The following is a 23,986-nucleotide window of genomic DNA, read 5'->3' on the forward strand; positions in this document are numbered from 1 at the left end:
CGCGAAATAGGGAGCGTAGGCCTGGGCAGGTCACCTCCGCGGATCACGCCGAAACGCTCCCCGTGGCTGGCGCCTACCGCTACCGTCGAACGGGCGGGGTATAAGGGGGCGACCATGGACGAAATAGAACGCGGATTCGGCTTAGCCATCGTTAGAGCAGCGGCATCCGACGATCCCAATTGGGAAAGGAACGCCGAACAGCTCGCCTTCGTCCTCGAAGTGTTGACAGCGCGAGCCCATAGCCAACCCGAGTGGAAGGGTCGGCTCAATCGAACACACGAGATTCTCCGGAGCGACCCGCCCTCAGAGGTCATGGCAGCAGAAGTCGATGCATGGGCGCGAGAGCTCCAGGCTCTCCATCCAGCGTCCCTTGAATTGTGGCGCTTCAGGCTCCAACAGATCAGATCGCTTGCAATGCGTGCGGACAACCCGACGCTCCGAGATGTGCTCGATGTACTCAAGTCTCGACGTGCGGGTGCGCCTTCAGTGCGGCGCTCGAACCACGCAGAGAAGGTCCGCTGGCTTACCGAAGGCTCCGTCTCAGAGAGTCCGCGGGAGGGCTCGGGTGCCGACGACGTCGGGGGCGGAGAAGCGGCGGAAACGGTCACGTTCACGCTGGACGGGAAGTCGTACGAGATCCAACTCAAACGCGCGATTGGCGAGGCCGAGACTGGGGAGGAGCTGCCGAATTCTCCATTCATGCTCTATACCGACGGTGTCGTTGAGAATGTGTCGTTGCCATCCCACTGGGAGCAGCTGGGGAGAGCGCTTCGCAGGGATGGAGACTGGTCGCAGAGGGAAGAAGCGGACGTTGCGGACCCCATTGGTCGCCACCTGTCGATCCTGTGGGACGACCCCGCGGCACCGCTCGACGAGGACTCCTCCGAGACCCCGAGCACCCTCGACGCGGAGGACATCGCGCCGGCCATCGCCACGCTAAACCACGCGCTCGCCGGGCTGTTCCTCCGACTCGGCCCACCCCCAGACCCAACCGAACAGGACTTTGCCCCTGTTGGTAGCGGAGACGGAGGTGCCCAGGCATGAGCCTTGAAGAGCACCGCCCCCCTGCTCCCGAAGTGGACCTGTTCACCGCCGCTGGCATGAGCGTCGCTGCCCAGTGGGGCGCAGCGCTCGGAGGTCCCGAGAAGCTTGAGGTCTCGCTGAAGGCTCTGGAGCCCGTTCTCAAGCGTGAGCATCAGATGCGTCTTCGTCAGCTGGATATTCAGGCGGCAGCAGCGGAACGACGGGAGGCAGCGGAGGAAGCGGCTTCGGCCCGGCAACAGGCGGCCGAGGAAGCAGCAGCGGCCCGGCAGCAGGCCGCCTTGCAAGCGGACGCCGAGCGTGCCGCCCGGGAGGCGATCGAGAAGCGCCACCACACCTACCGCATGGCCACGCTCCTCGTCGGCATGGCGGCGTCCATTTCCATGCTTGGCAGCGGTATCTACGTGGCTCCCGACAACCCGTGGCTGGCCGCTGGCCTGTGCGGTCCAAGCATGCTCGCCTTGGTGAAAATCTTTGTTCTCAAGCGCAGCGACGAGGCCGATATGCGCGCATCGGAAAGGACCGCGCGAGAAGCTGCGAACGTCGGCGCCCAGCCCCCGGGCGGTCCGCCAGTGCCTTGACCAGCCCGACTCACCTCCCGCCCAGCCTTATGGACAACTCCGGCCCAGGGCGGCGACTCGGCCCACGTTTCCGGGCCGCCGTACCGCCATTCGATCAACTCCGGCTCATTGATGCTCGGCGGGCATCGCCAAGCCAGCCGGGCGCCTCGTATCCGGTGTACTGCCACGCTCGGGGGTCCTCGTGGTGCAGAGTCTGCGTGACATCTGGGCTGAAACGCCACCGCTCACAAAGCTCGTGTGCAAGGTCTCCATACCCGTGGGCATGACGCTCGCGGCAGTGGGAGTCGTCGGCGACTTCTGCCAGTGGTGGGACGGCCTGTCGTTCATCACGAACCTCCTGTCCAGCGTTACCGGGCTGGCCTTCGCCGTGCCGTTTGCCCTGCTCATCCTCGACCGTCTTGCGGAACCTCACGCCATCGCAGCGGAAAGGCGCTCGGCAATACGGGTCGCTGAGCTTTGGATCACCAAGTACGAGGCGGCCAAGGCCGAAGTCGCCGAGCTGAGCCGGGCTCTGCAATGGATGAATGGATTGGTACCGGCCAACACCGAGGAGGAGGCGGCCGCATTCGACCGGCTCCATCAAACTCTCCTGAGCAATTGGGGCTGTATGGATCGCCTGCGGGACGCCTGGGCACTTGTCCGAGGTACCGCTGAACCGAGGCTCGCCGAGAACGGCATGCGCCTTCACACGTCAATGATCATTGAGCATTACGACGAGCTTGTGGAGAGCACCTACCGCGGAGCTATGAGGATCCTGCAAGCAACCTCGGCCAACATGCCGCCGTACGCCGAATTGGAAACCTGGTTCTATGGGCTGGAATTGGTGTCATCAGTGCGCGCCTCGTTCCACGACGACTGACGTAGACCCTACGCCGAGTCCGCACGGCACTACGGGATATCGGTGTCGGACGGCTCAGCCTCGTACCTCCCCGGCTCCCCGCCCACCCAGTCGATCAGCTTCGAGCCACCGAGGACCAAATCGTCAGGATCCTCCACGCCCGCACGGCGCAGAAACTCGATCACGTCAGCGTCCGACCGAGCGAGGCCGAGGATCCGCTCATCGCCCTCGACGCGGACGGTGACGCGCCGCCCGCCCGACGGGGAGATCCGGTGCACGACGATCGGGGCGTGTTCCATACCTCCAGGCTGCGCCTCGGGCCCAGTCACAGCACACCGAGGGCCGTGTCAGGCTGGCAGAACTGGCACGGCTCGACGCCCTCGGTCAGCGCCTGGCGCGCCTGGTCCTGAGTCACGATCTTGGTGTGCTTCGCCATGCCGCAGTCGCCGATGTGGACCTCGATCGGCCTGCGGTCGCCGCCGATGCCGTACGAGACGCACCAGCCCGGTTCGGCGGGCGGCCGGGTGCGTGCTGCACGTTCGGCTGCGGCGGCGCGCTGCTCCTCCTGCGCTATCCACCGGTCGGTCTGCTGGAGCTGCTGCTTCTGGACTCGGCGGAGGAACCGGAGCAGCTCCAGGCGAGGCACGTTTTCGGACGCATATTCGATTCTAGATCGGGCCGGACATGCGGGAGCCCCCGAGCATCACGCCGGGGGCTCACCGCCTCGTGCTGAGTTGACTCAGTCCCGCGGCGGGTTCGCTTGCGCACGCTGCTGCGCAGTGATCACGTCGACCTGGAGCGGACCCCGCAGCCAGCGTAGGAAGAGGTACAGAGCGCCAGCCGTGATGGCGCAGGGCTCGGGGACATCGGTAACGAATGCCGGGAACCCGCCACACCCGGTGATGTAGAGCGCCTGTGCACCTACGATCAAGGCGATGAGCCCGTTCACTCGGGAGTCCTTGCGGAGTACCCAGATCAGCGGTGCACAGAGATCGGTCAACCGATACATCAGGGCGGCTCGCAGGAAGCCTGTAGACGCCTTGGTTCGCTGCCAGCGGGTGAGCCGGATGCCGGAATCGAGGTCGCCAGCGAGGTGGGCGAGCCAGGCGTTCTTCATGTCCCGCGCTGGCCCCGCGATCCATGCCGCCAAGGAGGTGACTCTCCGCGCTATCGGCGTCCTCTGGCGAGGAGTTGGATGCAGGCGATTGCCCGCTCGCGCCGAGGTAACGAGTTCGCTGAGCTTGATTGAGGAGGAAATGATGACGGGCGCCAGCCTCGCGATTCCGTAGAGCATGGGAGCCAGGGCGGCCAGCGGGAGGTTGCCGTCCTCCGGAATTGCCAGGTTGGAGATTGTGAGAATCGCGGCGCCCCCGAGGAGGCTCGTGAAGCCAACCAGGGCGTCCAGGGCCCGCTCGCTCATCCGTGGCCTCCAGCCAGGCCTAGGCCGAACCTTCGGCGACGTGCCGTGCGGGCTTCGAGCGCAGATCGGGCCTCAAGGCGTCCAGTGCTAGTGAGTTCGTAGTAGCGGCGGGGTGGACGCCCGGGGTGCGGGTCCGTCTCGTCCCGGCTGGCGATCCAGCCGCGTTGGGCGAGACGATCAAGGATCGGGTAGACGGTGCCTGAGCCAAGGTCTGCGTCGCGACAGATGCTGAGCCCCCAGGCAGGGGCATCGCTCGTGGCCGCCAGCAGCACCTCCAACACGGCGATGGTCGGCTTAGTCAGTCTTAAAGTTGACATGCCATCAGTGAGGCATGTGTCGAGTACGAGACACAAGGCGTGTGTCGAGAACGGCGCATGAGACGGCGGAGCCCCAACGTCCAGCGAAGCGGGCCATCCGCGTGCGGCTACTCAGCGTGCGGCCTGCCCTTCAGGTCGTGCGCTGCCCCTGCCTCAGGTCGGATAACGCCCGCCCGCGATGGCGACAGCCGCCAAGTATCACGGCCGCCCGGTACCACGAATCCTGAATCTGAGTCCGCGAACGTTGCCACCGAGCATCTCGGATGGCTAACACGAACTCGTTCACGAATGTTGATTCCGACATCGCTCCTTCCAGGCGACAGGGCCTCACTGTGCCCGTAGTTGCAATCCGGATGGATACGGGTTCGCGATCAAGCACGGTGGCTGGCTCGACGAGCACGCCCCACCTATACGGCCGGGTACGGCAGATGGTGGGCTGACCGGAGGTGAGCGCCCGTGGTTGGCAATCTACGCAACTGGCGCCGCCACGACCGCCGCGTCAAGGGCACGAGACGACGTACAGCGCCAGCCGCGACGGCTGGGTCAAGCCGACCAAGAACCCCACCCGGGCGCGACCAAGAAGTAGCCCAGAGCAGGACACTGAATATGAAGGTTCCGAACAGCCCCTCCGGTCGGGGCCTTCGCCATGTGCGCGCGGCGCCCGCATCAGGAACCGTCAGGGGCCCCACTCGGAGAGGCGTCTCCGCGCTCGGACTCATCCCACTCTCGGACGATTCGGACGAGGCGCGACGCCTGGGCCAACGGAGAAAACAGCGAGCGAATGAAGGGGAACACGACCAGCCAGGCCATGCCCCCGAGAATGGCCACCAGGCACACAATGGCCGAGCCGGTCCAAGGCTTCGCCTTCGGCGTCGCGAGCCAAACAAGCGAGATTGCGACTGCGGCGACCTGCAAGATCCCGAACACCGCCCAAGCCATAGCGACGACCTGCCCCAACATGCTTCTCATGAATGGGCGCAGATACTTGAGAGCGGCTCCCCTGTCGGGTGGCGGGAGTCCGTTGGCCCGGTCCCGTTCCATCTCGTCGCCGATCTCGACAAGGGCGGCAGCGGCTTTGCGCTCTGAGTTGGCCAGCTCGACTGCTGCCACCAGCACGAGAACCGGTGCGACGGCGGCGATGCTGGCCGCAAAGGGTTCGGTCATCTGCATCCGGCAAGCGTGCCCACAATGCAGCGCAGACCGCGCCCGTTTGAGTCACAGATGAGTGACATCATCACTCAGAGCGCACGCAGCGCAGGATGTCCCACACGTCCGCAACGCCCTTGGGGGAACCATGCGCACCCGCACCGCTGCGGCCATCGCCGCCACGCTCCTGCTCGCGCTCACCGGCTGCAGCGGAGGCGGCGACGACAAGCCCAAGGCACGGTCGAGCACCAAGGCCCCGAGCACCACCCCGGCCAAGGCCAGCCCCACGCCCACGCAAGCCGGCCCCCTGGCCTTCGGCAAGACACTCACCGTCCCGGACAGCGAAGACGGAACGGTCGCCACAGCCACCGTCCTGGGCTACGAGCAGGGCTCCATGAAGGCAGCCACCACCGCAGACGAGGAGTTCGGCACTACTGGGTACGTTTGGGCCGTCCTCGAGCTGAAGGTCTGCAGCACCAAGGGCAGCGTCGGAATCACGCGCTACCCGTGGGTGCTCGCCTATGCCGATGGCTCGCGCATCGAACCTAGCGGCACGACCTACGACGACCTTCCTAAGCCCGAGTACCCGCACGAGGCGATGATCAAAGAGGGCGACTGCGTGCGCGGAAAGACCGTGTTCGCCGTCCCCGACAAGCAGCGACCCGAGCGCGTCCTCTACACGACCGAGCTGTTCACCACGCCGCCAGAGTGGTCCGTCCCCAAGGCGTAGCCCGGAGGTGAGCGCCCGTGGTCGGCAGCCCGCGCAGCGGGCGCGGATAGGTCGCGACGCTCGCATGATGGCAGGGACTGCGGCATGTGCAGCGCGTACCGGCGCGGTAACAGATCTGGCTGAAGCTGCCCCCCCACCACAAGCGGGCCGATACATTCAACTTCCCCCCACAACACCCGTACAGCCGAGGGGAAACAGGCGCATGAGCCAATACCAGGGCCCACCACAGCCCAACCAGCCATACCAAGGCCCCGCGCCCTACCAGCCCCCACCGCCCCCGAAGAAGCCCATGAGCGGATGGGCCATCGCAGGGATCACTATCGGGGGCATCTTTGCCCTCCTGATCGTCATCGGCATCGCCGTTGGCGGCGGAAACGACACCAAAGACAAGCCGTCCGACACCGCGGCCAGTACCCCGAAGGAGCCGGCGTCCAAGGCGGACACCACGCCCGCCAAGAAGAAGGAAGCGCCCAAGGAGAAGCCCGCGGAGGAGCTCTCCCAGGCCGACCAGTTCAAAGCCTTCGTCGCCAAGAACGGCACCGCCGCTGAAAAGGCCGCGATCAAGCACGTCACCAAGGTGCAAGGTGCCGACGAGCACAACGACATCGCCGACACGGCCGACGTGTACACCGACTTCAGCGGCGGACTGGTGGGCCCGCACCAGGGCGAAGGGAAGCTGATCGCCTCGGCATTCGCCGACTGGAAGACGTCGAAGAACGGTCTCGTCACGGTCTACGACAAGGACGGCCAGATCCTGTCCAACGGCAACTACTGATCGCTGTGACCGACTTCCAATGGGTCCTCGTCATCCTGATGTTCTGCGCCATCGCCGTTGCGGTGATCGCCTGGGCCATCCAGTTCGGCACCAGCGTTCAGCTGTTCTGACGCTCTACATGTAGTTGCACAACCGATGATCGTGCCCCATCATGGGCGGCAGATCCGGCATGCCCGGAAACAAAGACCACGAAGGCCCCGCCCACCCGCGGGGCCTTTCGCATGCCCGGAGGTGACCCCATGGGCGGAAACCACCCCCTCGTCACCGACGAAGAACGCGAACGCATCCGCGCGCTGCACGCCGAAGGCATGGGCCGCAACGAGATCGCCCGCACCATCGGCCGGGCGCAGCGCACCGTCAGCGTCGAAGCCGCCAAGATGGGCCTCGTCTTCGACTGCACCTGGACCGAGGAAGCGACCCGCCATCGCATGGCGCAGCTCGCCGAACGCCGCGTCGCCCTCGCCGAAGACCTCCAGGCCGACGCCGAACGCCTCACCGAGCAGATGTGGCAGCCCGCCGTGATCTACAACTTCGGCGGCAAGGACAACGACTACAACTGGGAGCAGGTCCCCGAGCCGCCGGCCGACGCGAAGAAGAACCTCATGGCCTCCGCCGGAATGGCGATCGACCGCTCGCTGAAGCTGTGCCCGCCCACCGACGACGGCGGCGCTGAGGCTGCCCGCTCGATGGTCGGACAGCTCATGTCCGGCATCGCCGCGGTCTACCGCGAGCAGCAGGCGGCGGAGGAGCGGGAGGCCGCAGACAAGGGGGACGGTGATGCTCCGTGACCTCGCCCTCCCGCTGTCCCGGAAGCAGATCGTCTCGATCGCCGAGGTGCAGCATGCTCCGATCGGACTGTGGTCCGGGGCGGTCTCCAGCGGCAAGACGATCGCGAGTCTCGTCGCGTTCCTGGGCGCTGTGGACGCTGCTCCGGACCTCGGCCTGATCGTCGTTGTCGGCAGGACGTTGCAGACGATCGAGCGGAACATCATCGACCCCTTGCAGTCCACGCACCTGTTCGGGCCGTTCGCAAAGCACGCCAGATGCCCGTACCGGTCCACCGTCGTCTGGATCGACTCGTGCCCCAACCGGATTTGGATCGCGGGCAGAGGAATGCGGGCAGCGATCAGCCACGAGACATGCGTATGCCGAAGGTCGTGGATCCTCGGCCGCTTCGGCAGCCCCTTCTTCACCGCCGCTTCGACGGCCGGCTTCCACTTCCTGCTTGTGGAAATTGGCGTGCCGCCACGCCCCGCCCATCTGTGCGCGAAACACGTAGCCGTCCGGCTGTAGCCCGGCCACCAGCCGCCGCGCCATGTCGACCGGCACGGGGGAGAGGCGCAGGAGCCGCCTAGCCTTCTTCGTCTTGGGCGGGCCGAGGTAGAACGCGCCCCCCGGGGCGCCCTTCTTCGCCTTCTTCCATGCCCGCTGGACGCTGACGGAGGGGCGATCTGAGAGCAGGTTGAGGTCGCTCACCTTCAGGGCCGTAGCCTCGCCCCAGCGCATGCCGGTGCCCACCAGCCAGTCGGCCAGGTCCCGCGCGTCAGGGTCGGTGATCTCGGCGGCGATCCGCTGGTACTCGTCGCGCTCCAGGAACGTCATCTCCTCCTCGACGTGGTCGTCCACGCGGGGGAGGTTGGTGGCCTTGCAGCAGCTGAGCGTGCGCAGCTGCGGGTCGGAGTCGATGGCGGCCTGGACGATGCAGAACAGCAGCCCGTGTCTGTTCGCGATGGACTTCGGGTCCGCCGGCCGCCGCTTCCACTTCTCGGGGTCGTCCGGGTCCCGCTCGCCCTCCTCCTCGGCGCGTACCCAATCGGTGACGTCGTCCTGGTTCAGGGTGCAGATCGTCGGCGCGTGCGCGGCGCCGTACGGGTCCGTGTGCCTGAGTGCGGAGAAGTGGATGCGGATCTCGCGGTGGTAGTCCTCGCGGGCGCGGTCGTCGATGCCCGTGAGCCGGTTCACGTAGCGAGTCGCGAAGTCGGCGAAGGGGACGTCGTTCGGGTGGGCGTCGGGCTCGACGAAGCCGCGGCCCTTGACCCAGCCATGTGGCCACTGCTGGCCGTGCGCGTCCACGAGCTTCCTGAAGTCCTCGGCGCTCGTCTCGTCGCCGAAGGGCTCGGACTCCCAGCTGCCGCCGCGTCCGCCCTGGAGCCACCGGACTTGGTAGATGCAGCTCCCGTCCTTGCGTTCACGCTTCCTGATGGTCGCCTGGAGGGGAGAGTACGGGCGACTTGGAGCCCACGTTAGGCCCACGTTTGGCCCAATTAGAAACAAGATCAGCCCCCGACCTCTTGTCCCAGGTCAGGGGCTGATCATCTAGGGTGAGTAACGGGACTCGAACCCGCGACATCCTGGACCACAACCAGGTGCTCTACCAGCTGAGCTATACCCACCACGACCGGTCTCTTTCCCGACCGGCCGAGAAAAAGTGTACAGGGTCGGGGAGGGTGCTCGCTCCCGGGTTTACGGCCCCCGCCGGCGGGCGCTACTCCGCAGGCAGGACGTACTTCGCCGCGATCGTCTTCGCCGTGTCCGAGTCCGGTCCGGGCTGCGGCACGAAGACCGCCTCCCGGTAGTAGCGCAGCTCCGCGATGGATTCGCGGATGTCCGCCAGTGCCCGGTGGTTGCCGTTCTTCTCCGGACTGTTGAAGTACGCCCTCGGGTACCAGCGCCGGGCCAGTTCCTTGACCGAGGAGACATCGACGATCCGGTAGTGGAGGTACTGCTCCACCTTCGGCATGTCGCGCAGCAGAAAGCCGCGGTCGGTGCCGACCGAGTTTCCGCACAGCGGGGCCTTGCCGGGCTCCTTGACGTGCTCGCGTACGTACGCCAGGACCTGCTCCTCGGCGTCGGCGAGCGTGGTGCCGCCCGCCAGCTCGTCGAGGAGGCCCGAGGTGGTGTGCATCTGCCGCACCACCTCGGGCATCGTTTCCAGCGCCGCGTCCGGCGGGCGGATCACGATGTCCACCCCTTCGCCGAGCACGTTCAGTTCCGAGTCGGTGACCAGTGCGGCCACCTCAATGAGTGCGTCGTCCGTCAGCGAGAGCCCGGTCATCTCGCAGTCGATCCACACCATGCGATCGTTCATGCGTCCTACCTTAGGCCGACCGGCGGTCGGTCGGTCTATGGCGCACTCCGCTGGCCGGGCAGGCTCGGACGGCCGTGACCTGTCGCATACGCGTCGGACGGAGGTTTGCCGAGCTCCGGCGGAGCGGCCGTGGTCGCGGCCGGTCCCGACGGGCCCGCCGCCGCGGCGGCGCGTCTGGTCTGGGCGGGTACGACCGTCTCCACCACCGTGGGCGGGGCCGGGTCGCTCTGTGGACGGCGGACCCGGTACGCGGCGCGGTAGGCGGCCGGAGAAGAACCCAGCTGGCGCCGGAAGTGGCCACGCAGCGCCACCGGCGAGCGGAAGCCGCAGCGGCCCGCCACCTCGTCGACCGAGTAGTCGGAGGTCTCGAGCAGCCGCTGGGCCTGCAGCACCCGCTGGGTGATCAGCCACTGCAGCGGCGCGCTGCCGGTCAGCGAACGGAATCGCCGGTCGAAGGTGCGCCGGCTCATGTACGCACGTGCGGCCAGAGTCTCCACGTCGAACTGCTCATGAAGATGCTCCAGCGCCCACGAGACGACCTCGGCCAGCGGGTCCGACCCGATTTCCTCTGGTAAAGACCTGTCCAGATAGCGTTCCTGCCCGCCACTGCGGCGCGGCGGCACGACGAGCCTGCGGGCGAGCGCCCCGGCGGCCTCGGTGCCGTGGTCGGTGCGCACGATGTGGAGGCAGAGATCGATTCCGGCCGCCGTCCCCGCGGAGGTGAGCACATCGCCGTCGTCGACGAACAGCTCGCGCGGATCGACATGGACGGACGGATATCTCTTGGCCAGTGTCGGCGCGTACATCCAGTGGGTGGTGGCCGGGCGGCCGTCCAGCAGTCCGGCCGCGGCGAGCACGAACGCACCCGTGCACAGTCCGACGATCCGGGCCCCCTCCTCATGCGCGCGACGCAGCGCGTCGAGCGCCTCCGGCGGTGGCGGTGACGTGATCGACCGCCAGGCCGGTACGACGACGGTGCCTGCTCTGCCGATGGCCTCCAGGCCGTACGGCGCGGTCAGTTCGAGCCCGCCGGTGGTCCGCAGCGGGCCCTCCTCGCCACCGCAGACGAGCAGTCGATAGCGGGGAACTCCGGCGTCCTGACGGTCAATTCCGAACACCGAGAGCGGGATGGAACTCTCAAAGATGGGGCCACCGCTGAACAGCAGCACCGCGACGACTTCCCTTCGCCGGCGGCCGGAGAGCTTCCGTGCTGCCTCCGGTGCGGCGGAGTCCTGACTCATGACGCTAAGCCCCCCTCGGTGTTCGCGTCTCCCCGTTCGTTTCGGGCCTTTCGCTCCTGCACGTTTCCCCTCGGTTTTGCACGAGTCCCGAGTCTTCGATACTCATGATCGAATCTACTGTGTCCCGTGGCGCCGACGTGACAAGTTCGGCATGCCCCGCTATGTCGACATGGCAACTTGGCGCGAAGCATTCGATCACGAAGCGTTCCACTCGGGGGCCGCGCAGGGAAGTGCGCGTCACGCGCATGGCCCGTCCACGTAGGGTGCAAGCGCCGCGAATGGTCCTTTCTTCCCTGGTGGCAAGGGGGTTGGCAGGCCATTTCGCCAAGGCAGGGCCACTCGCGTGAAGTTGGCTGAAAACATATGGGTGCGGGTGTGCGAAACGGTCAGTCGACGGGCGCACTTCCCGACCCGTGCCGACCGCCGCGCTGCGTCCTGGGGGCCACCCGCGCGCGCCGTCCGCGGGCCGGCGCCGACCCGGCGGCGCGCGCCCTGGCCGCCTCGCGCTCGGACTTGCGCAGCAGTGCCCGGCAGGCGGCCGTCACAGCGGCGAGGCCGAGGGCCGCGGCGGCCGCCCCGCCCACCGACGTCCCGTACACGACCAGGACCACCGGTACGAGCACACAGCTGAACGCCGCCCAGCGCACCACGTCGCTCGCCGAGTCGGCGGACGGGCCCGGGGAGTGCTTGGGCCGGGCGGCCGTCTCCTGCACCCGGCGCGGCGCCCTGCGCCGGCCGCGCCGCGGGACCGGCGAGGGTACAGGGGGCGGGCCGGGCGGTCGTGCGGGCACAAAAGCTCCCTGGAGGCAGTGGGATGACCGTGGTGCAACGAGGAGCGGAGTGGATCGGTCACCCGGGGCCGCCTCGGACGGGCTCCGCCTCCGGGCGGGCTCAGCCCCCGGACGGGCTCAGCCCCCGGACGGGGCTCTGCCTCCGGACTGGCCGGGAGGCGGTGTCCAGACCGCTGTAGACGCCAAGCGGCATTGCCATACGGGGCGGGCTCGGGCATGCTCCCTGGAACGCCGCGGCATGGGGCAGCCAGCTCTGGGCAGGAGAGGAGTGTCGCCGTACCCTTGGGGGTATGGGGCAGGGAAGATGATTCCCGGACACAGCTCCACTGCCATGCCAGCCGGGGCAATCGAACCACCCTCCCCGAGACGATCCCTCCCTCAGAGGACTTCTTCGCCGAGACACCGATGGCCGGTCACGAAAACCCCGAACCCGCGGACCGCAAGCAGGTAGCCGACCCTCTGTCGGACCTGCAGGCGGCGGAAGAGACATGTCAGTCCTGCGATCCAGCCTTCCGGCACGGAGTCGTCGTCGGCTTCGACGGATCGACCTCCAGTGAGCGGGCGCTCGCGTACGCCATCGGCATGGCCCGGCGGTCCGGCTCCGGCCTGATCATCGTGCACGTCGCCAACCGGCTGCCGACCACCGTCTGGGCGGGCTGCGAGCCCCCGGTCTTCGTGGACGTCCCCGATCACCGCACCGAAGTGCTCGGTCTGGAGCTGGCCTGCGCGGACTATCTCACCGAGGTGCCGTGGATCCTGGTCGAGCGCGGTGGCGACATCTGTCACGAGCTGGAGGAGGTCGGCCGGGAGTATTCGGCCGACGCGATCGTGGTCGGCTCCACGCACGGAATCGTCGGGCGCATCTTCGGCTCGGTGGCGGGACGGCTCGCGCGGCGCGCGCAGCGGCCCGTCGTTGTCATCCCGTAGCCAACCCGTAATCGCGCTTCCACTTGCGCTTTCCACCAGGTCGGGCGGGGTCAACTCCCTTTGTGCGCAGGTAAATCTACCCACGCGTAGAGGTGGATTGTGCGCTTGTGAAGGGTAATTAACGGTGGCTGGGAATCAGCGATGCAGAACAACTGCACAGGACACGAAGGGAGCCCGCCGTGGACAATGAAGTCTCTGCGGGAAGCGCCAGCACCTCGACTCTCGGCCACCTCGCGCTCGGACTGACCCTGCTGGCGTTCGGCGTCGGCAACACCGGTGTGATCGACAATGTGACGGCGGCGGACGCGGCCGGACTCGCGACGTGGGTCGGCGGCGTCGCACTGTTCATCGTCGGACTGCTCGAGTTCCGCGCGGGCAACGCCGGTACGGGCACGGCCTTTTCGGGTCTCGGCGCCTTCTGGTTCACCTGGGGCACCGGGGTCGGCACCGAGGTGCCGGCAGAGGCGGCAGGTCTCTTCCTGCTGCTGTGGGCGCTGCTGGCGCTGACCCTGACCGCCGCGTCCGCGGGCAGCGGACTGTTCGGACAGGGTGTGTACGGGCTCTTGTTCGTATCGCTGCTGCTGCTCGGCATCGCATCGTTCGCGGAGAACGACGGGCTGGCCAAGGCGGGCGGCTGGGCCGGCGCGGTCGCGGGCCTCGCGGCCTGGTACGGCGCAACGGCGGCCCTCGCCAAATGGCCGACCTTCTCCGGACGCGCTGCCGGCCGGGGAGTGACGGCCACCGGCTGAGGTCCTGACGGGCCTCTGGGCAGCCATGCAGCCGGTGCTGTGGGCGGCACCGGCTGACGAAAAGGGCGGTCCCTCCGCGCGCCTGGGTGGCAACGCGCGGAGGGACCGCCCCTTGTCTGGTCGTACGGCAACCATCAATTGAGCAACCCCGACGGCGAGCAACCACCTCCGCGAGAGCGGCGGCGGTTTAGCCGCAAAGAGGAGCTACTCGACCGTGACCGACTTCGCCAGGTTGCGCGGCTTGTCGATGTCCCGGCCCATGGCCAGCGCCGTGTGGTACGCGAAGAGCTGCAGCGGGATGCCCATCAGGATCGGGTCCAGCTCGTTCTCGTTCTTCGGCACGATGATCGTGTGGTCGGCCTTCTCCTGCTCGCGGTGCGCGACGGCGAGGATCCGGCCGCTGCGGGCCTTGATCTCCTCCAGGGCAGCGCGGTTCTTCTCCAGCAGTTCGTCGTCCGGGACGATCGCGACCGTCGGCAGGGCGGGCTCGATGAGCGCCAGCGGGCCGTGCTTCAGCTCGGAGGCCGGGTAGGCCTCGGCGTGGATGTAGGAGATCTCCTTGAGCTTCAGGGAGGCCTCGAGAGCCACCGGGTAGCCACGCACGCGGCCGATGAACATCATCGACTTGGCGCCCGCGTACTCCTCGGCGAGCTTCTTGATCTCGGCCTCGCCCTCAAGGATCTCGCTGATCTGCGCGGGCAGCTTGCGCAGGCCCTCGATGATCCGCTTGCCGTCGGAGACCGAGAGGTCGCGGATGCGGCCCAGGTGCAGGGCGAGCAGCGCGAAGGCGACCACCGTGTTGGTGAAGCACTTGGTGGACACGACGCAGACCTCGGGGCCGGCGTGCACGTACACGCCGCCGTCGGCCTCGCGGGCGATCGCGGAGCCCACCACGTTGACCACGCCGAGGACGCGGGCGCCCTTGCGCTTGAGCTCCTGCACCGCGGCGAGCACGTCGTACGTCTCACCCGACTGGGAGACCGCGATGTAGAGGGTGTCGGGGTCCACGACCGGGTTGCGGTAGCGGAACTCGGAAGCCGGCTCGGCGTCCGCGGGGATCCGGGCCAGGTTCTCGATGAGACCAGCGCCGATCATGCCCGCGTGGTACGAGGTGCCGCAGCCGAGGATCTTCACGCGGCGGATACCACGGGCCTCGCGGGCGTCCAGGTTCAGACCGCCCAGGTGCACGGTGGAGAACTTCTCGTCGATGCGGCCGCGCAGGACGCGGTCCACCGCGTCGGACTGCTCGGAGATCTCCTTGTGCATGTACGTGTCGTGGCCGCCCATGTCGTAGGAGGCGGCCTCCCACTCGACGGTCTCGGGGGTGGCGGTGGTGCGCGTGCCCGAGGTCGTGTACGTGCGGAAGTCGTCGGCCTTCAGCGTGGCCATCTCGCCGTCGTCCAGGGTGACGACCTGGCGGGTGTGGGAGATCAGCGCGGCGACGTCGGAGGCGACGAACATCTCCTTCTCGCCGATGCCGAGGACGACCGGGGAGCCGTTGCGGGCCACGACGATGCGGTCGCTGAAGTCGGCGTGCATGACGGCGATGCCGTAGGTGCCCTCGACGACCTTGAGCGCCTCGCGGACCTTCTCCTCGAGCTTCTCGGCCTGGGAGCGGGCGATCAGGTGGGTGATCACCTCGGTGTCGGTCTCGGAGGCGAAGACGACGCCGTCCGCCTCCAGCTTCGCGCGCAGCTCGGCGGCGTTGTCGACGATGCCGTTGTGGACGACCGCGACCTTGTTCTCGGGGTCGAGGTGCGGGTGCGAGTTGATGTCGCTCGGGGCGCCGTGCGTGGCCCAGCGGGTGTGTGCGATGCCGGTGGTGCCGGCGAAGCGCTTGGGGACCCGGGCCTCCAGGTCACGGACCCGGCCCTTGGCCTTGACCATCTTCAGGCCGGCGGCCTTGGGGCTCGTGATCACGATGCCTGCGGAGTCGTAACCCCGGTACTCCAGCCGCTGCAGGCCTTCCAGCAGCAGTGGTGCCACATCACGCTTGCCGATGTATCCGACAATTCCGCACATAAAGTTCTACCCCTCTGTGGATCAGGTGTGTGCCCGTGGCCGGTCAGCCGTAGACGATGCGGCGCAGCTGGCGGAGCGAGAGCTCCGGCGGCGCCACGGCGCGGTGCGGCAGCTCGGCCGCGATCCGCTCGAAGATCTCCGCGTTCGCCAGGCCACCGGACTGCAGCTCACGGTGACGGCGGCGGACGAATTCCTCGGTCTTCTCGTCGAAGTACGCCAGCACGTCGAGTACCACCCGGGCCGCCTCACCGCGCTGGAGCGCGGTGCTGCGCACCAGGTGATCGATGAGGTCGTCGTGGGACGAGCGCCCCGACTGGCGATGTTCGAGCACCCGTAGATATTGGGGGGTCGCCGCCTGTGATTGCAAGAATCCTGCCCGATTCCGGGCAGTCGGCGGTCACGGGGGCCTCATAGACGCTTCAGAACGGCCTGCTTGGCGGTGGTGAACTCCTCGTCCGTCAGTATCCCGGCCTGATGCAGCTCGCCGAGCTCACGCAGTCGGCGCAGCAGCACGTCATGATCGTCGCCGCCCGGCGCGGCGCCGCCGGGTGCAGCATCGGCGGGAGCGATCCGGGCCGGGGCGTACGGGTGCGGCATGCGGGCCGCCACGGCAGCCCCGACCAGTGCCATCAGGGGGTCCTTGCGGAAGCCCCAGAGCTCGACGGCGTGCGGGTCGTACTTGGGCGGGGCCTTGGTCGGGGCCTTGGACACGGCGAAGCGGAGGTAACCGTTCTCCAGACCGGCCGAGGGCAGCCACTCGACGGACTCCACATCCTCCAGGGCGAGGGTGCGGGCGCCGCCGGAGGACTTGGACTCCTCGGTCTTCCAGTTCCACTCCAGGCGGATCCGCTCCCCGTCGAAGGTGGCGGTGCCGTCGCCCGCGCCGACGGTGATCGGCAGGGCGGGGCCCGGCAGGAGATAGCTGTCGACGGGTCCTGTCTCCACCTGCTCGAGGAGCAGGGCGTTGCGGACCTCGTCGACGAAGTACTCGGCGACGCCGGTGCGGTCGTTCTCGACGGTCAGCCGGTAGGGGTCGGAGCCGTCCTCCAGCTTGCCGCCGGTGATCTGGAGGAGCGGGTCGGCGCCGTTGCGCAGGCGCAGCCGCAGCCGTCCGGACTTCTTGCCCGGCTCGAAGGAGATCCCGGCCAACGCGCCCAGCGGTACGGCGACTTCACCGAGGGTCTTGCGCAGCAGGCTCACACTCTTGTCGTTGCCGGGCACGATGCGCACCGTGTCGCCGTCGAAGGCCCAGGTGCCGTCCTTCTGGATGATTTCCGCCATGCGGGGATTCTTTCACCGGGCTGGTGTGCGCGGGCGCGTCCGGGAGGCTCGGCCGGGGGTCCCGGGGGTGGCCCCCGGGAAGGCACAGCCGCCTTGACCTCAACTGGGGTGCGCGGTACGCATGATGACTGCCGTTCGGTTGTTCAGCACCACAGTCGCGACGCCCGTTGAAGGGACCCAGCCTGTGAGACAGCCAAGAGCGTTACCCCGACTGTTAGGCTCGCTGCTGCTCGTCGCCGCCGCGGGCATCGCCGCCGTCGGCGCCGGACCCGCACCCGCCCAGCCCGCTGCCGCCCCGCGGCAGCTCGGCCGGATCGTCCCGGCGCCCGCCTCCGTCCACCCGGGCGGAGACCCGTACACCCTCACCCCGCTGACCCGTATCCGCGCCGACCACCATTCCCCCGAGGTGCGCCGGATCGGCTCCTATCTCGCTCGGCTGCTGCGGCCCTCCACCGGCTACCGTCTGCCCGTCACCCACGACCGCGGTCCCGGCGGCATCCGGCTGCGGCTGAGCTCCGACGAGCGAGCCCTCGGCGACGAGGGCTACCGGCTGGAGTCGTCCCCCGGCGCGCTCACCCTCACCGCCCGCAAGCCCGCCGGGCTCTTTCACGCCGTGCAGACACTGCGCCAGCTGCTGCCCGCCGTGGTCGAGAAGGACACCCGGCAGCCCGGCCCCTGGCAGGTCGCCGGCGGCACCATCACCGACACCCCGCGCTATGCCTACCGGGGCGCGATGCTCGACGTCTCCCGGCACTTCTTCACCGTCGACCAGGTCAAGCGCTATATCGACCAGCTCGCGCTCTACAAGATCAACAAACTGCATCTGCATCTCTCCGACGACCAGGGCTGGCGGATCGCCGTCGACTCGTGGCCGCGCCTGGCCACGTACGGCGGCTCCACCCAGGTCGGCGGCGGACGCGGCGGGTACTACACCAAGGACCAGTACAGGGAGATCCTGCGCCACGCCGCCTCCCGGTATCTGGAGGTCGTCCCCGAGATCGACATGCCGGGGCACACCAACGCCGCGCTCGCCTCGTACGCCGAGCTGAACTGCTCCGGCGTCGCGCCGCCCCTCTACACCGGCACGGACGTCGGCTTCAGCTCGCTGTGTGTGCCGAAGCCGGTGACGTACGACTTCCTGGACGACGTCGTACGCGAGCTCGCCGCGCTCACCCCCGGCAAGTACCTCCACATCGGCGGCGACGAGGCGCACTCCACCAGCCATGCGGACTATGTCGCGTTCATGGACAAGGTGCAGCCGATCGTCGCCAAGTACGGGAAGACCGTGGTCGGTTGGCACCAGCTGACCGGCGCGACCCCGGCGAAGGGCGCGCTCGCCCAGTACTGGGGTCTGGACGACACCAGCGACGCGGAGAAGGCACAGGTCGCCAGGGCCGCACGGAACGGCACCGGGCTGATCCTGTCGCCCGCGGACCGGATCTACCTCGACATGAAGTACAACAAGGACACCCCGCTGGGCCTGGACTGGGCCGGATTCGTGGAGGTGCGCCGGTCCTACGACTGGGACCCGGGCAGGTATCTGCCGGGTGCGCCGGCGTCCGCGGTGGCGGGGGTCGAGGCGCCGCTGTGGTCGGAGACGATCTCGACGAGCGACCACATCGAGTTCATGGCGTTCCCGCGGGTGGTGGGGGTGGCGGAGCTGGGCTGGTCGCCCGCGTCCACGCATGGGTGGGAGGCGTATCGGCTGCGGTTGGCGGCGCAGGGGCCGCGGATGGCGGCGCTGGGCATCGACTTCTACCGCAGCCCGCAGGTGCCGTGGCCTTCTGGCTGAGCGGGGGCTTCGCCCCGCCCCCGCCTCAATCTCCCGGGGGACCCCACGGGGCTTGATTTGCCGGGGCCGTTGCCCCCACAAGAGACGGGCGCGCCGGTGAGGGACCGTAGTCACCGGCGCGCCCGTCCCGCTCAGTGGGCGAACCTCGCGATCGGGTTCTCCAGCGCGCCGACCAGCTGCAGCGCGCCCGACGGATCCGCCAGATCCACCATCTGCTCGTTGTTCCGCAGCTGGAGCCGGTTCAGGCAGGAGAGCGCGAACTCGTCCGCGAACACGTCGTACTGACTGAACTTGTCCGCGAGATGCGGCACCGACTCCTGGTACCCGCGGACGCTCTGAGCCACCGTCCGCCAGAACGTCTCCTCGTCCAGCCGCTCCTCCGACACCAGCACCGCCCCCAGGAAGCGGAAGAAGCAGTCGAAGACATCGGTGAGGATCGACAGCAGCTTCATGGGTTCGGGCACGTCCGCGCGGATCCGCTCGACCGCCGGCGGCAGCACCGCGTCCGGGTCCATCACCGCTATCTCCTCGGCGATGTCCTTGAAGATCGCCCGCTGGACCGTGCCGTCCTCGCCGATGACGAGGATGACGTTCTCGCCGTGCGGCATGAAGACCAGGTCGTACGCGTAGAAGCTGTGCAGTACGGGCGTGAGATACGCGTCCAGATAGCCACGCAGCCAATCGACAGGGCGCAGACCCGACTCGTCGATCAGCGCGCCCGCGAACGAGGCGCCCTCGTGGTCCACATGCAGCAGCGACGCCATGGTCGCCAGCCGCTCGCCCTCCCGCAGCTGCGGCACCGGGCTCTCCCGCCACAGCGCGGCGAGCATTTTGCGGTACGGGGAGTAGCGGTCGGTCGCCCGCTCGTACTGGCGGTGGTGGTAGCCGATCGCCGCCCGCTCCCTGATGATCGAGAAGCGGGCCGCCCTGAGGACGTCGTCGCGCTCGATCAGACCCGCGAGCCAGTCGTTGATCGCCGGGGTCGCCTCCATGTACGCGGCCGAAAGGCCCCGCATGAAGCCCATGTTGAGGACGGACAGGGCGGTTTTGACGTAGTGCTTCGCCGGCTCGCTCGTATTGAAGAAGGTGCGGATCGACTGCTGCGCCAGATACTCGTCGTCGCCCGTGCCCAGGCAGACCAGGCGCTGCTGGGCGATCTCGGCGGCGAAGGTGACGGAGATCTTGTTCCACCACTGCCAGGGGTGGACGGGCAGCAGGAAGTAGTCGGCGAGGTCGAGGCCCAGCGCGTTCAGCTGTCCGCCGAACCGGGCCAGGGCCGCCTCGCCGAGTTCGGCGCGCACCAGCGACTCGTAGTCCAGTCCCGCGCCCGATGTGAAGGTGGCGCGGTCGCGGTGGGCGGCGAGCCAGACCAGGCGGACATCGGCAGCCGTCTCGGGGGCGTACGAGAGGTATTCGTGCACCCCGAAGCCCAGCCTGCCGTTGTTGGCGACGAAGCAGGGGTGGCCCTCGGTCATGCCGGTCTCGATGGCCTGGAATCCGGCCGTGGCCAGCTCGGCGGATGTCACCGGCTTCTTGGCCAGTTTGTACGCGGTGCCGGAGAGTGTGGAGGAGATCTCCTCCAGGTAGACCGGCAGGATCGTCTCGCTCAGGCCGAGCGAGGTGCGCAGCTCGATGAAGAAGTCCAGTGCGTCCAGGGGCTGGTACTCGCCGTCCCGGTGCCGGGTGATGGAGTCGGCGAGAACCTGCCAGTGGTCCAGCGCGAACCGGCGTGCGGTGAAACGGTATTCGGTGGCGGAGTCGTCGCTGAGGACCCGGTAGTGGTCCTCGCCGAGGGACTGAGGGGTCAGCAGCCGCTCGTGCGAGAACTCCGCCAGTGCCTTGCGTATGAGCAGCCGGTTGGCCTTTTCCCACAGTTCGGGCGTCAGATGCGATACGGCGTCGGACAGGGTCATGCCGTCACTCCTCGTGCTGTCTCGAACCGGGCGCGGGTGCAGAAGCTCAGCAGGGCGTCCTTCTCCGGCTTCTTGATCTCTCGTGCGGGTACGAAGCCGACGGCCTCGTTGAGCGCGTGCACGGCCTTGTTGCGCACGTCCGGTTCGACGACGACACGCTCGGTGGCCGGGTCGGCGAACAGCGTCTCCATCACCGCGGTGATCACCGCGCGGGTGAAGCCGTGCACGGGGGTGTCGGCCGGCGCGACCAGGAAGTGCATGCCGACATCGCCGGGCTGGGCGTCGTACAGACCCTTCAGCTCCACCTCCGCCGGGTTGTAGCGCTCCATCAGGAAGACGGGCACGCCGTCCTTCAGCCCGATGAAGGCGTCGTGGTGCTCATGGGCGGTGATCGCCATGTACTCGCGCTCGACGTCCTGCAGTTTCGCGTCCTGCATCAGCCAGAAGGCGGCCTTGGGGTGGGTGACCCACCCGTGCACCAGCTCGGCGTCGGCGAAAGGATCGAGGGGGCGGACGGTGAAGGTCATACCGAGAACTCCTGGAACGCGATGGACTTTTCGACGGGGTAGTACTCGGACCCCAGCAGCTCGCCGATGATGTAGGCGTTGCGGTATGCGCCCATGCCCAGGTCGGGCGAGGTGATGGAGTGCGTGTGCACACCCGCGTTCTGCAGGAAGATCTCGCGTCCGGCCGTGTCGATCGCGTAGTTGCGGGCGACGTCGAAGCGGCCCTGCCCGTCCCGGCGGATCCGGTCGAGCACGGGCCGGAGGAACTGCGGGGTGACGTATCTGTAGCCGGTGGCCAGGATCAGGCCGGAGGTTTGCAGCTCGAAGTCCTTGCCCTGCTCCTCCTGGCGCAGCCCCAGCGTGTAGCACCCCTCGTTGTAAGTCGCGCTGTGCAGAGCCGAGTTGGTCAGCAGTCTGGTCGGGACCGGACCCTTCAGGCTCTTCTGGTAGAGCAGATCGAAGATCGAGTCGATCAGCTCCCCGTCGATGCCCTTGAACAGGCCCTTCTGCTGCGATTCCAGGCGGTAGCGGGTGGCCTCGGGCAGCGCGTGGAAGTAGTCGATGTACTCCGGAGAGGTCATCTCCAGCGTCAGCTTGGTGTACTCCAGCGGGAAGAACCGCGGGGAGCGCGTGACCCAGTTGAGCCGGTAGCCGTGCACATCGATCTCGGAGAGCAGGTCGTAGTAGATCTCCCCGGCGCTCTGCCCGCTGCCGACGAGGGTGATCGACTCCTTCTGCTGGAGCGCCTCCTTGTGGTCGAGGTAGCGCGAGTTGTGCAGGAAGTCGCCGCCGAGGCCCTGGCAGGACTCGGGTATGTACGGCGGTGTGCCGGTGCCCAGGACGAGGCGGCGGGCGCGGAACCGCTCGCCGGCCGTGGTGTGGACGACGTACAGCTCGTTCTCGTACTCGACCCGCTCGACCGTCGTGCTGAAGCGGACGGAGCTCAGTTTGGCGGCGGCCCAGCGGCAGTAGTCGTTGTACTCGGTCCGCAGCGGATAGAAGTTCTCGCGGATGTAGAAGGAGTACAGCCGCCCCGATTCCTTCAGATAGTTGAGGAAGGAGTACGGGGACGTGGGGTCGGCGAGGGTGACCAGGTCCGACATGAACGGCGTCTGGAGGTGAGCGCCTTCCAGGAACATGCCCGAGTGCCACTCGAAGTCCGGCTTGGACTCCAGGAAGAGGCCGTCCAGTTCGTCGATCGGCTCGGTCAGGCAGGCCAGGCCGAGGTTGAAGGGCCCGAGCCCGATGCCGATGAAATCGAGGGGCTCAAGAGACTCACGGGGCTCAAGAGGCGTGGACAAGATTTGCTCCCAGGTACTGCTCGGCGTGGCCGGCGATCAGATCGAGTACGGCGGCGATGTCTTGGGTCGTCGTCTCGGGGTTGAGCAGGGTGAACTTCAGGTACTGGCGGCCGCCGACCTTCGTCCCGGCCACCACCGCCTCACCGGACGCGAACAGCGCCTTGCGGGCATAGAGATTGGCCCGGTCGATCAGCGCGGGGCTGGTAACGGCCTCGGGGATGTAGCGGTAGACCAGCGTCGACAGCTGCGGCTGGACGACCACCTCATAGCGCGGGTCGACAGCCAGCAGCTCCCAGCCCGCCCCGGCCAGATCGCAGACCTCGTCGAAGAGCTGCCCGACGCCGTCCGCGCCCATCACGCGCAGCGTCATCCACAGCTTCAGCGCGTCGAAGCGGCGCGTGGTCTGCAGGGACTTGTCGACCTGGTTGGGGATGCCTTCCTCAAGGGTGCGCCGCGGGTTGAGGTAGTCCGCGTGGTACGTGGCATGGCCGAGCGTGGCCGCGTCCCGCACCAGCACGGCGGAAGAACTCACCGGTTGGAAGAAGGACTTGTGGTAGTCGACGGTGACCGAGTCGGCGTGCTCGATGCCGTCCAGGAGATGGCGGCGGCTGGGGGAGGCCAGCAGGCCGCAGCCGTACGCGGCGTCCACATGCATCCAGGTCCCGTACTGCTCCGCCAGCTCGGCGATCTCGGGCAGCGGGTCGATGGAGCCGAAGTCGGTGGTGCCGGCGGTCGCCACGACCGCCATCGGGACCAGGCCCTCGCGCGAGCAGCGCGCCAGCTCGGCGGCGAGTGCGACGGTCTGCATCCGCTTGTTGCGGTCGACCGGGATCGATACGACGGCCTCACGGCCGAGGCCGAGCAGGGACGCCGACTTCTGCACGCTGAAGTGGCTGCACTCGGAGGTGAAGATGCGCAGTTTCGCGAGGTCGCCCGTCTTGGCCTCTTCGCGGGCGAGCAGCAGCGCCTGGAGGTTGGACTGGGTGCCGCCGCTGGTGAAGACCCCGTCGGCGGCGGTGCCGAGGCCGATGCGCTGCGCGGTCCAGTCGATGAGGCGGCGCTCGATGAGGGTGCCGCCGGCGCTCTGGTCCCAGGTGTCCAGCGAGGAGTTGACCGCGGAGAGCACCGCCTCGCCGAGGACGGCCGGGATAACGACCGGGCAGTTCAGGTGGCCGAGGTAGCGGGGGTGGTGGAAGTAGACGGCGTCCTGCAGATAGACCCGCTCCAGCTCGTCGAGCGCGGCGGAGGCGTCGCCGAGCGGCTGGTCGAGGTCGACCGCGGAGATCACCGGAGCGAGATCGTCGGCACTCACGCCGGTGAACGGCCGCCGGGTTGTGGCGAGTCGATTCGCCACCCGCTCGACTCCTTCGGTCACGGAGCGCCGGTAGCTCTCCGCCGTTACGTCATTGAGCAGGTGCGAGCGCATGGCAAATGTCCTCCGGACAAGCGAGGGGGGCGAGGGACTGTCGAAGCAAGGTTAGCCTAACCTAACTTACTTCGGCAGTGGATCCTCGCCCCCTCGGGGTA

General features: G+C 67.9%; 23 protein-coding genes, 1 tRNA gene and 2 pseudogenes. 9 read left to right on the top strand and 17 right to left on the bottom strand.

Translation table 11 applies throughout. The features are described from left to right. Nucleotides 1–570: 570 nt before the first annotated feature. From OG729_RS25130 to OG729_RS25140, 3 genes and pseudogenes are all read left to right on the top strand, one after another. A pseudogene (locus tag OG729_RS25130) lies at nucleotides 571–654 on the top strand (Lsr2 family protein); the annotation flags it as partial. Between the two features lie 386 nt (nucleotides 655–1,040). Further along, on the top strand, nucleotides 1,041–1,622 hold the full coding sequence (locus tag OG729_RS25135) for a hypothetical protein (RefSeq protein ID WP_405808171.1): 582 nt from the start codon (nucleotides 1,041–1,043) through the stop codon (nucleotides 1,620–1,622). 181 nt (nucleotides 1,623–1,803) lie between these two features. After that, nucleotides 1,804–2,481 (top strand): hypothetical protein, encoded by a 678-nt coding sequence (locus OG729_RS25140; RefSeq protein WP_405808172.1) that lies wholly within the window; start codon nucleotides 1,804–1,806, stop codon nucleotides 2,479–2,481. A 29-nt stretch (nucleotides 2,482–2,510) separates the two neighbouring features. Here OG729_RS25140 and OG729_RS25145 read toward each other — a convergent pair whose 3' ends face one another. The 5 genes from OG729_RS25145 to OG729_RS25165 all read right to left on the bottom strand — a co-directional run bounded on the left by OG729_RS25145 (nucleotide 2,511) and on the right by OG729_RS25165 (nucleotide 5,367). Continuing rightward, nucleotides 2,511–2,759, bottom strand: coding sequence for a hypothetical protein (locus OG729_RS25145; protein ID WP_405808173.1), 249 nt, complete (start codon nucleotides 2,757–2,759; stop codon nucleotides 2,511–2,513). A 26-nt stretch (nucleotides 2,760–2,785) separates the two neighbouring features. After that, complete coding sequence (locus OG729_RS25150; protein WP_405808174.1) at nucleotides 2,786–3,106, bottom strand: DUF6233 domain-containing protein; 321 nt, start codon at nucleotides 3,104–3,106, stop codon at nucleotides 2,786–2,788. Between the two features lie 93 nt (nucleotides 3,107–3,199). Next, entirely contained in the window at nucleotides 3,200–3,880 is a 681-nt protein-coding gene (locus OG729_RS25155) for a hypothetical protein (protein ID WP_405808175.1), read from the bottom strand. Then, entirely contained in the window at nucleotides 3,877–4,197 is a 321-nt protein-coding gene (locus OG729_RS25160) for a PadR family transcriptional regulator (RefSeq protein ID WP_405808176.1), read from the bottom strand. The genes OG729_RS25155 and OG729_RS25160 overlap by 4 nt, the downstream gene beginning before the upstream one ends. 666 nt (nucleotides 4,198–4,863) lie before the next feature. Then, on the bottom strand, nucleotides 4,864–5,367 hold the full coding sequence (locus OG729_RS25165) for a hypothetical protein (RefSeq protein ID WP_405808177.1): 504 nt from the start codon (nucleotides 5,365–5,367) through the stop codon (nucleotides 4,864–4,866). Between the two features lie 124 nt (nucleotides 5,368–5,491). Here OG729_RS25165 and OG729_RS25170 point away from each other — a divergent pair, with 124 nt between their 5' ends. The 3 genes from OG729_RS25170 (at nucleotide 5,492) to OG729_RS25180 (ending at nucleotide 7,636) form a co-directional block, all read left to right on the top strand. Continuing rightward, nucleotides 5,492–6,073, top strand: coding sequence for a hypothetical protein (locus OG729_RS25170; RefSeq protein ID WP_405808178.1), 582 nt, complete (start codon nucleotides 5,492–5,494; stop codon nucleotides 6,071–6,073). 289 nt (nucleotides 6,074–6,362) lie between these two features. Then, entirely contained in the window at nucleotides 6,363–6,848 is a 486-nt protein-coding gene (locus OG729_RS25175; RefSeq protein WP_405808179.1) for a hypothetical protein, read from the top strand. A 239-nt stretch (nucleotides 6,849–7,087) separates the two neighbouring features. Further along, a complete protein-coding gene (locus tag OG729_RS25180) occupies nucleotides 7,088–7,636 on the top strand; it encodes a helix-turn-helix domain-containing protein (protein ID WP_405808180.1) in 549 nt (182 codons plus the stop codon). A 312-nt stretch (nucleotides 7,637–7,948) separates the two neighbouring features. Here OG729_RS25180 and OG729_RS25185 read toward each other — a convergent pair. From OG729_RS25185 to OG729_RS25205, 5 genes and pseudogenes are all read right to left on the bottom strand, one after another. Then, a pseudogene (locus OG729_RS25185) lies at nucleotides 7,949–8,299 on the bottom strand (hypothetical protein); the annotation flags it as partial. A gap of 869 nt (nucleotides 8,300–9,168) precedes the next feature. Further along, nucleotides 9,169–9,241: transfer RNA gene (locus OG729_RS25190), tRNA-His, on the bottom strand. A gap of 92 nt (nucleotides 9,242–9,333) precedes the next feature. Then, on the bottom strand, nucleotides 9,334–9,936 hold the full coding sequence (gene orn, locus OG729_RS25195; protein WP_404723553.1) for an oligoribonuclease: 603 nt from the start codon (nucleotides 9,934–9,936) through the stop codon (nucleotides 9,334–9,336). A 35-nt stretch (nucleotides 9,937–9,971) separates the two neighbouring features. After that, a complete protein-coding gene (locus OG729_RS25200) occupies nucleotides 9,972–11,177 on the bottom strand; it encodes a helix-turn-helix domain-containing protein (protein WP_360872470.1) in 1,206 nt (401 codons plus the stop codon). A 386-nt stretch (nucleotides 11,178–11,563) separates the two neighbouring features. Further along, nucleotides 11,564–11,968 (bottom strand): hypothetical protein, encoded by a 405-nt coding sequence (locus tag OG729_RS25205; protein ID WP_405808181.1) that lies wholly within the window; start codon nucleotides 11,966–11,968, stop codon nucleotides 11,564–11,566. Nucleotides 11,969–12,373: 405 nt separating this feature from the next. Between OG729_RS25205 and OG729_RS25210 the strand changes: the two genes are divergently transcribed. Then, on the top strand, nucleotides 12,374–12,895 hold the full coding sequence (locus OG729_RS25210; RefSeq protein ID WP_360872467.1) for a universal stress protein: 522 nt from the start codon (nucleotides 12,374–12,376) through the stop codon (nucleotides 12,893–12,895). 179 nt (nucleotides 12,896–13,074) lie between these two features. Continuing rightward, on the top strand, nucleotides 13,075–13,644 hold the full coding sequence (locus OG729_RS25215; RefSeq protein ID WP_360872464.1) for an acetate uptake transporter: 570 nt from the start codon (nucleotides 13,075–13,077) through the stop codon (nucleotides 13,642–13,644). A 204-nt stretch (nucleotides 13,645–13,848) separates the two neighbouring features. Here OG729_RS25215 and glmS read toward each other — a convergent pair whose 3' ends face one another. The 3 genes from glmS to OG729_RS25230 all read right to left on the bottom strand — a co-directional run bounded on the left by glmS (nucleotide 13,849) and on the right by OG729_RS25230 (nucleotide 16,947). Then, entirely contained in the window at nucleotides 13,849–15,666 is a 1,818-nt protein-coding gene (glmS, locus tag OG729_RS25220; protein WP_405808182.1) for a glutamine--fructose-6-phosphate transaminase (isomerizing), read from the bottom strand. Nucleotides 15,667–15,709: 43 nt separating this feature from the next. Then, the gene (locus tag OG729_RS25225; RefSeq protein ID WP_360872458.1) at nucleotides 15,710–15,997 is read right to left on the bottom strand and encodes a hypothetical protein; all 288 of its coding nucleotides are present in this window, start codon (nucleotides 15,995–15,997) and stop codon (nucleotides 15,710–15,712) included. A 77-nt stretch (nucleotides 15,998–16,074) separates the two neighbouring features. Next, complete coding sequence (locus tag OG729_RS25230) at nucleotides 16,075–16,947, bottom strand: DUF4429 domain-containing protein (RefSeq protein WP_405808183.1); 873 nt, start codon at nucleotides 16,945–16,947, stop codon at nucleotides 16,075–16,077. A 124-nt stretch (nucleotides 16,948–17,071) separates the two neighbouring features. Between OG729_RS25230 and OG729_RS25235 the strand changes: the two genes are divergently transcribed. Then, the gene (locus OG729_RS25235; protein WP_405811272.1) at nucleotides 17,072–18,739 is read left to right on the top strand and encodes a beta-N-acetylhexosaminidase; all 1,668 of its coding nucleotides are present in this window, start codon (nucleotides 17,072–17,074) and stop codon (nucleotides 18,737–18,739) included. A 131-nt stretch (nucleotides 18,740–18,870) separates the two neighbouring features. Here OG729_RS25235 and OG729_RS25240 read toward each other — a convergent pair whose 3' ends face one another. The 4 genes from OG729_RS25240 to OG729_RS25255 are packed head-to-tail and all read right to left on the bottom strand — an operon-like array spanning nucleotide 18,871 to nucleotide 23,885. Then, nucleotides 18,871–20,652: an IucA/IucC family protein gene (locus OG729_RS25240; protein WP_405808184.1), complete on the bottom strand. Its 1,782-nt coding sequence runs from the start codon at nucleotides 20,650–20,652 to the stop codon at nucleotides 18,871–18,873. After that, nucleotides 20,649–21,179 (bottom strand): GNAT family N-acetyltransferase, encoded by a 531-nt coding sequence (locus tag OG729_RS25245; protein WP_405808185.1) that lies wholly within the window; start codon nucleotides 21,177–21,179, stop codon nucleotides 20,649–20,651. The genes OG729_RS25240 and OG729_RS25245 overlap by 4 nt, the downstream gene beginning before the upstream one ends. After that, on the bottom strand, nucleotides 21,176–22,459 hold the full coding sequence (locus OG729_RS25250; RefSeq protein ID WP_405808186.1) for a lysine N(6)-hydroxylase/L-ornithine N(5)-oxygenase family protein: 1,284 nt from the start codon (nucleotides 22,457–22,459) through the stop codon (nucleotides 21,176–21,178). Before OG729_RS25250 ends, OG729_RS25245 begins: the two co-directional genes overlap by 4 nt. After that, a complete protein-coding gene (locus OG729_RS25255) occupies nucleotides 22,443–23,885 on the bottom strand; it encodes an aspartate aminotransferase family protein (RefSeq protein ID WP_360872440.1) in 1,443 nt (480 codons plus the stop codon). The genes OG729_RS25250 and OG729_RS25255 overlap by 17 nt, the downstream gene beginning before the upstream one ends. Between the last annotated feature and the right edge of the window lie 101 nt (nucleotides 23,886–23,986).

The sequence above is a fragment of the Streptomyces sp. NBC_00210 genome (genome assembly GCF_045160975.1).
In the GTDB taxonomy this organism is placed as follows: Bacteria; Actinomycetota; Actinomycetes; order Streptomycetales; family Streptomycetaceae; genus Streptomyces.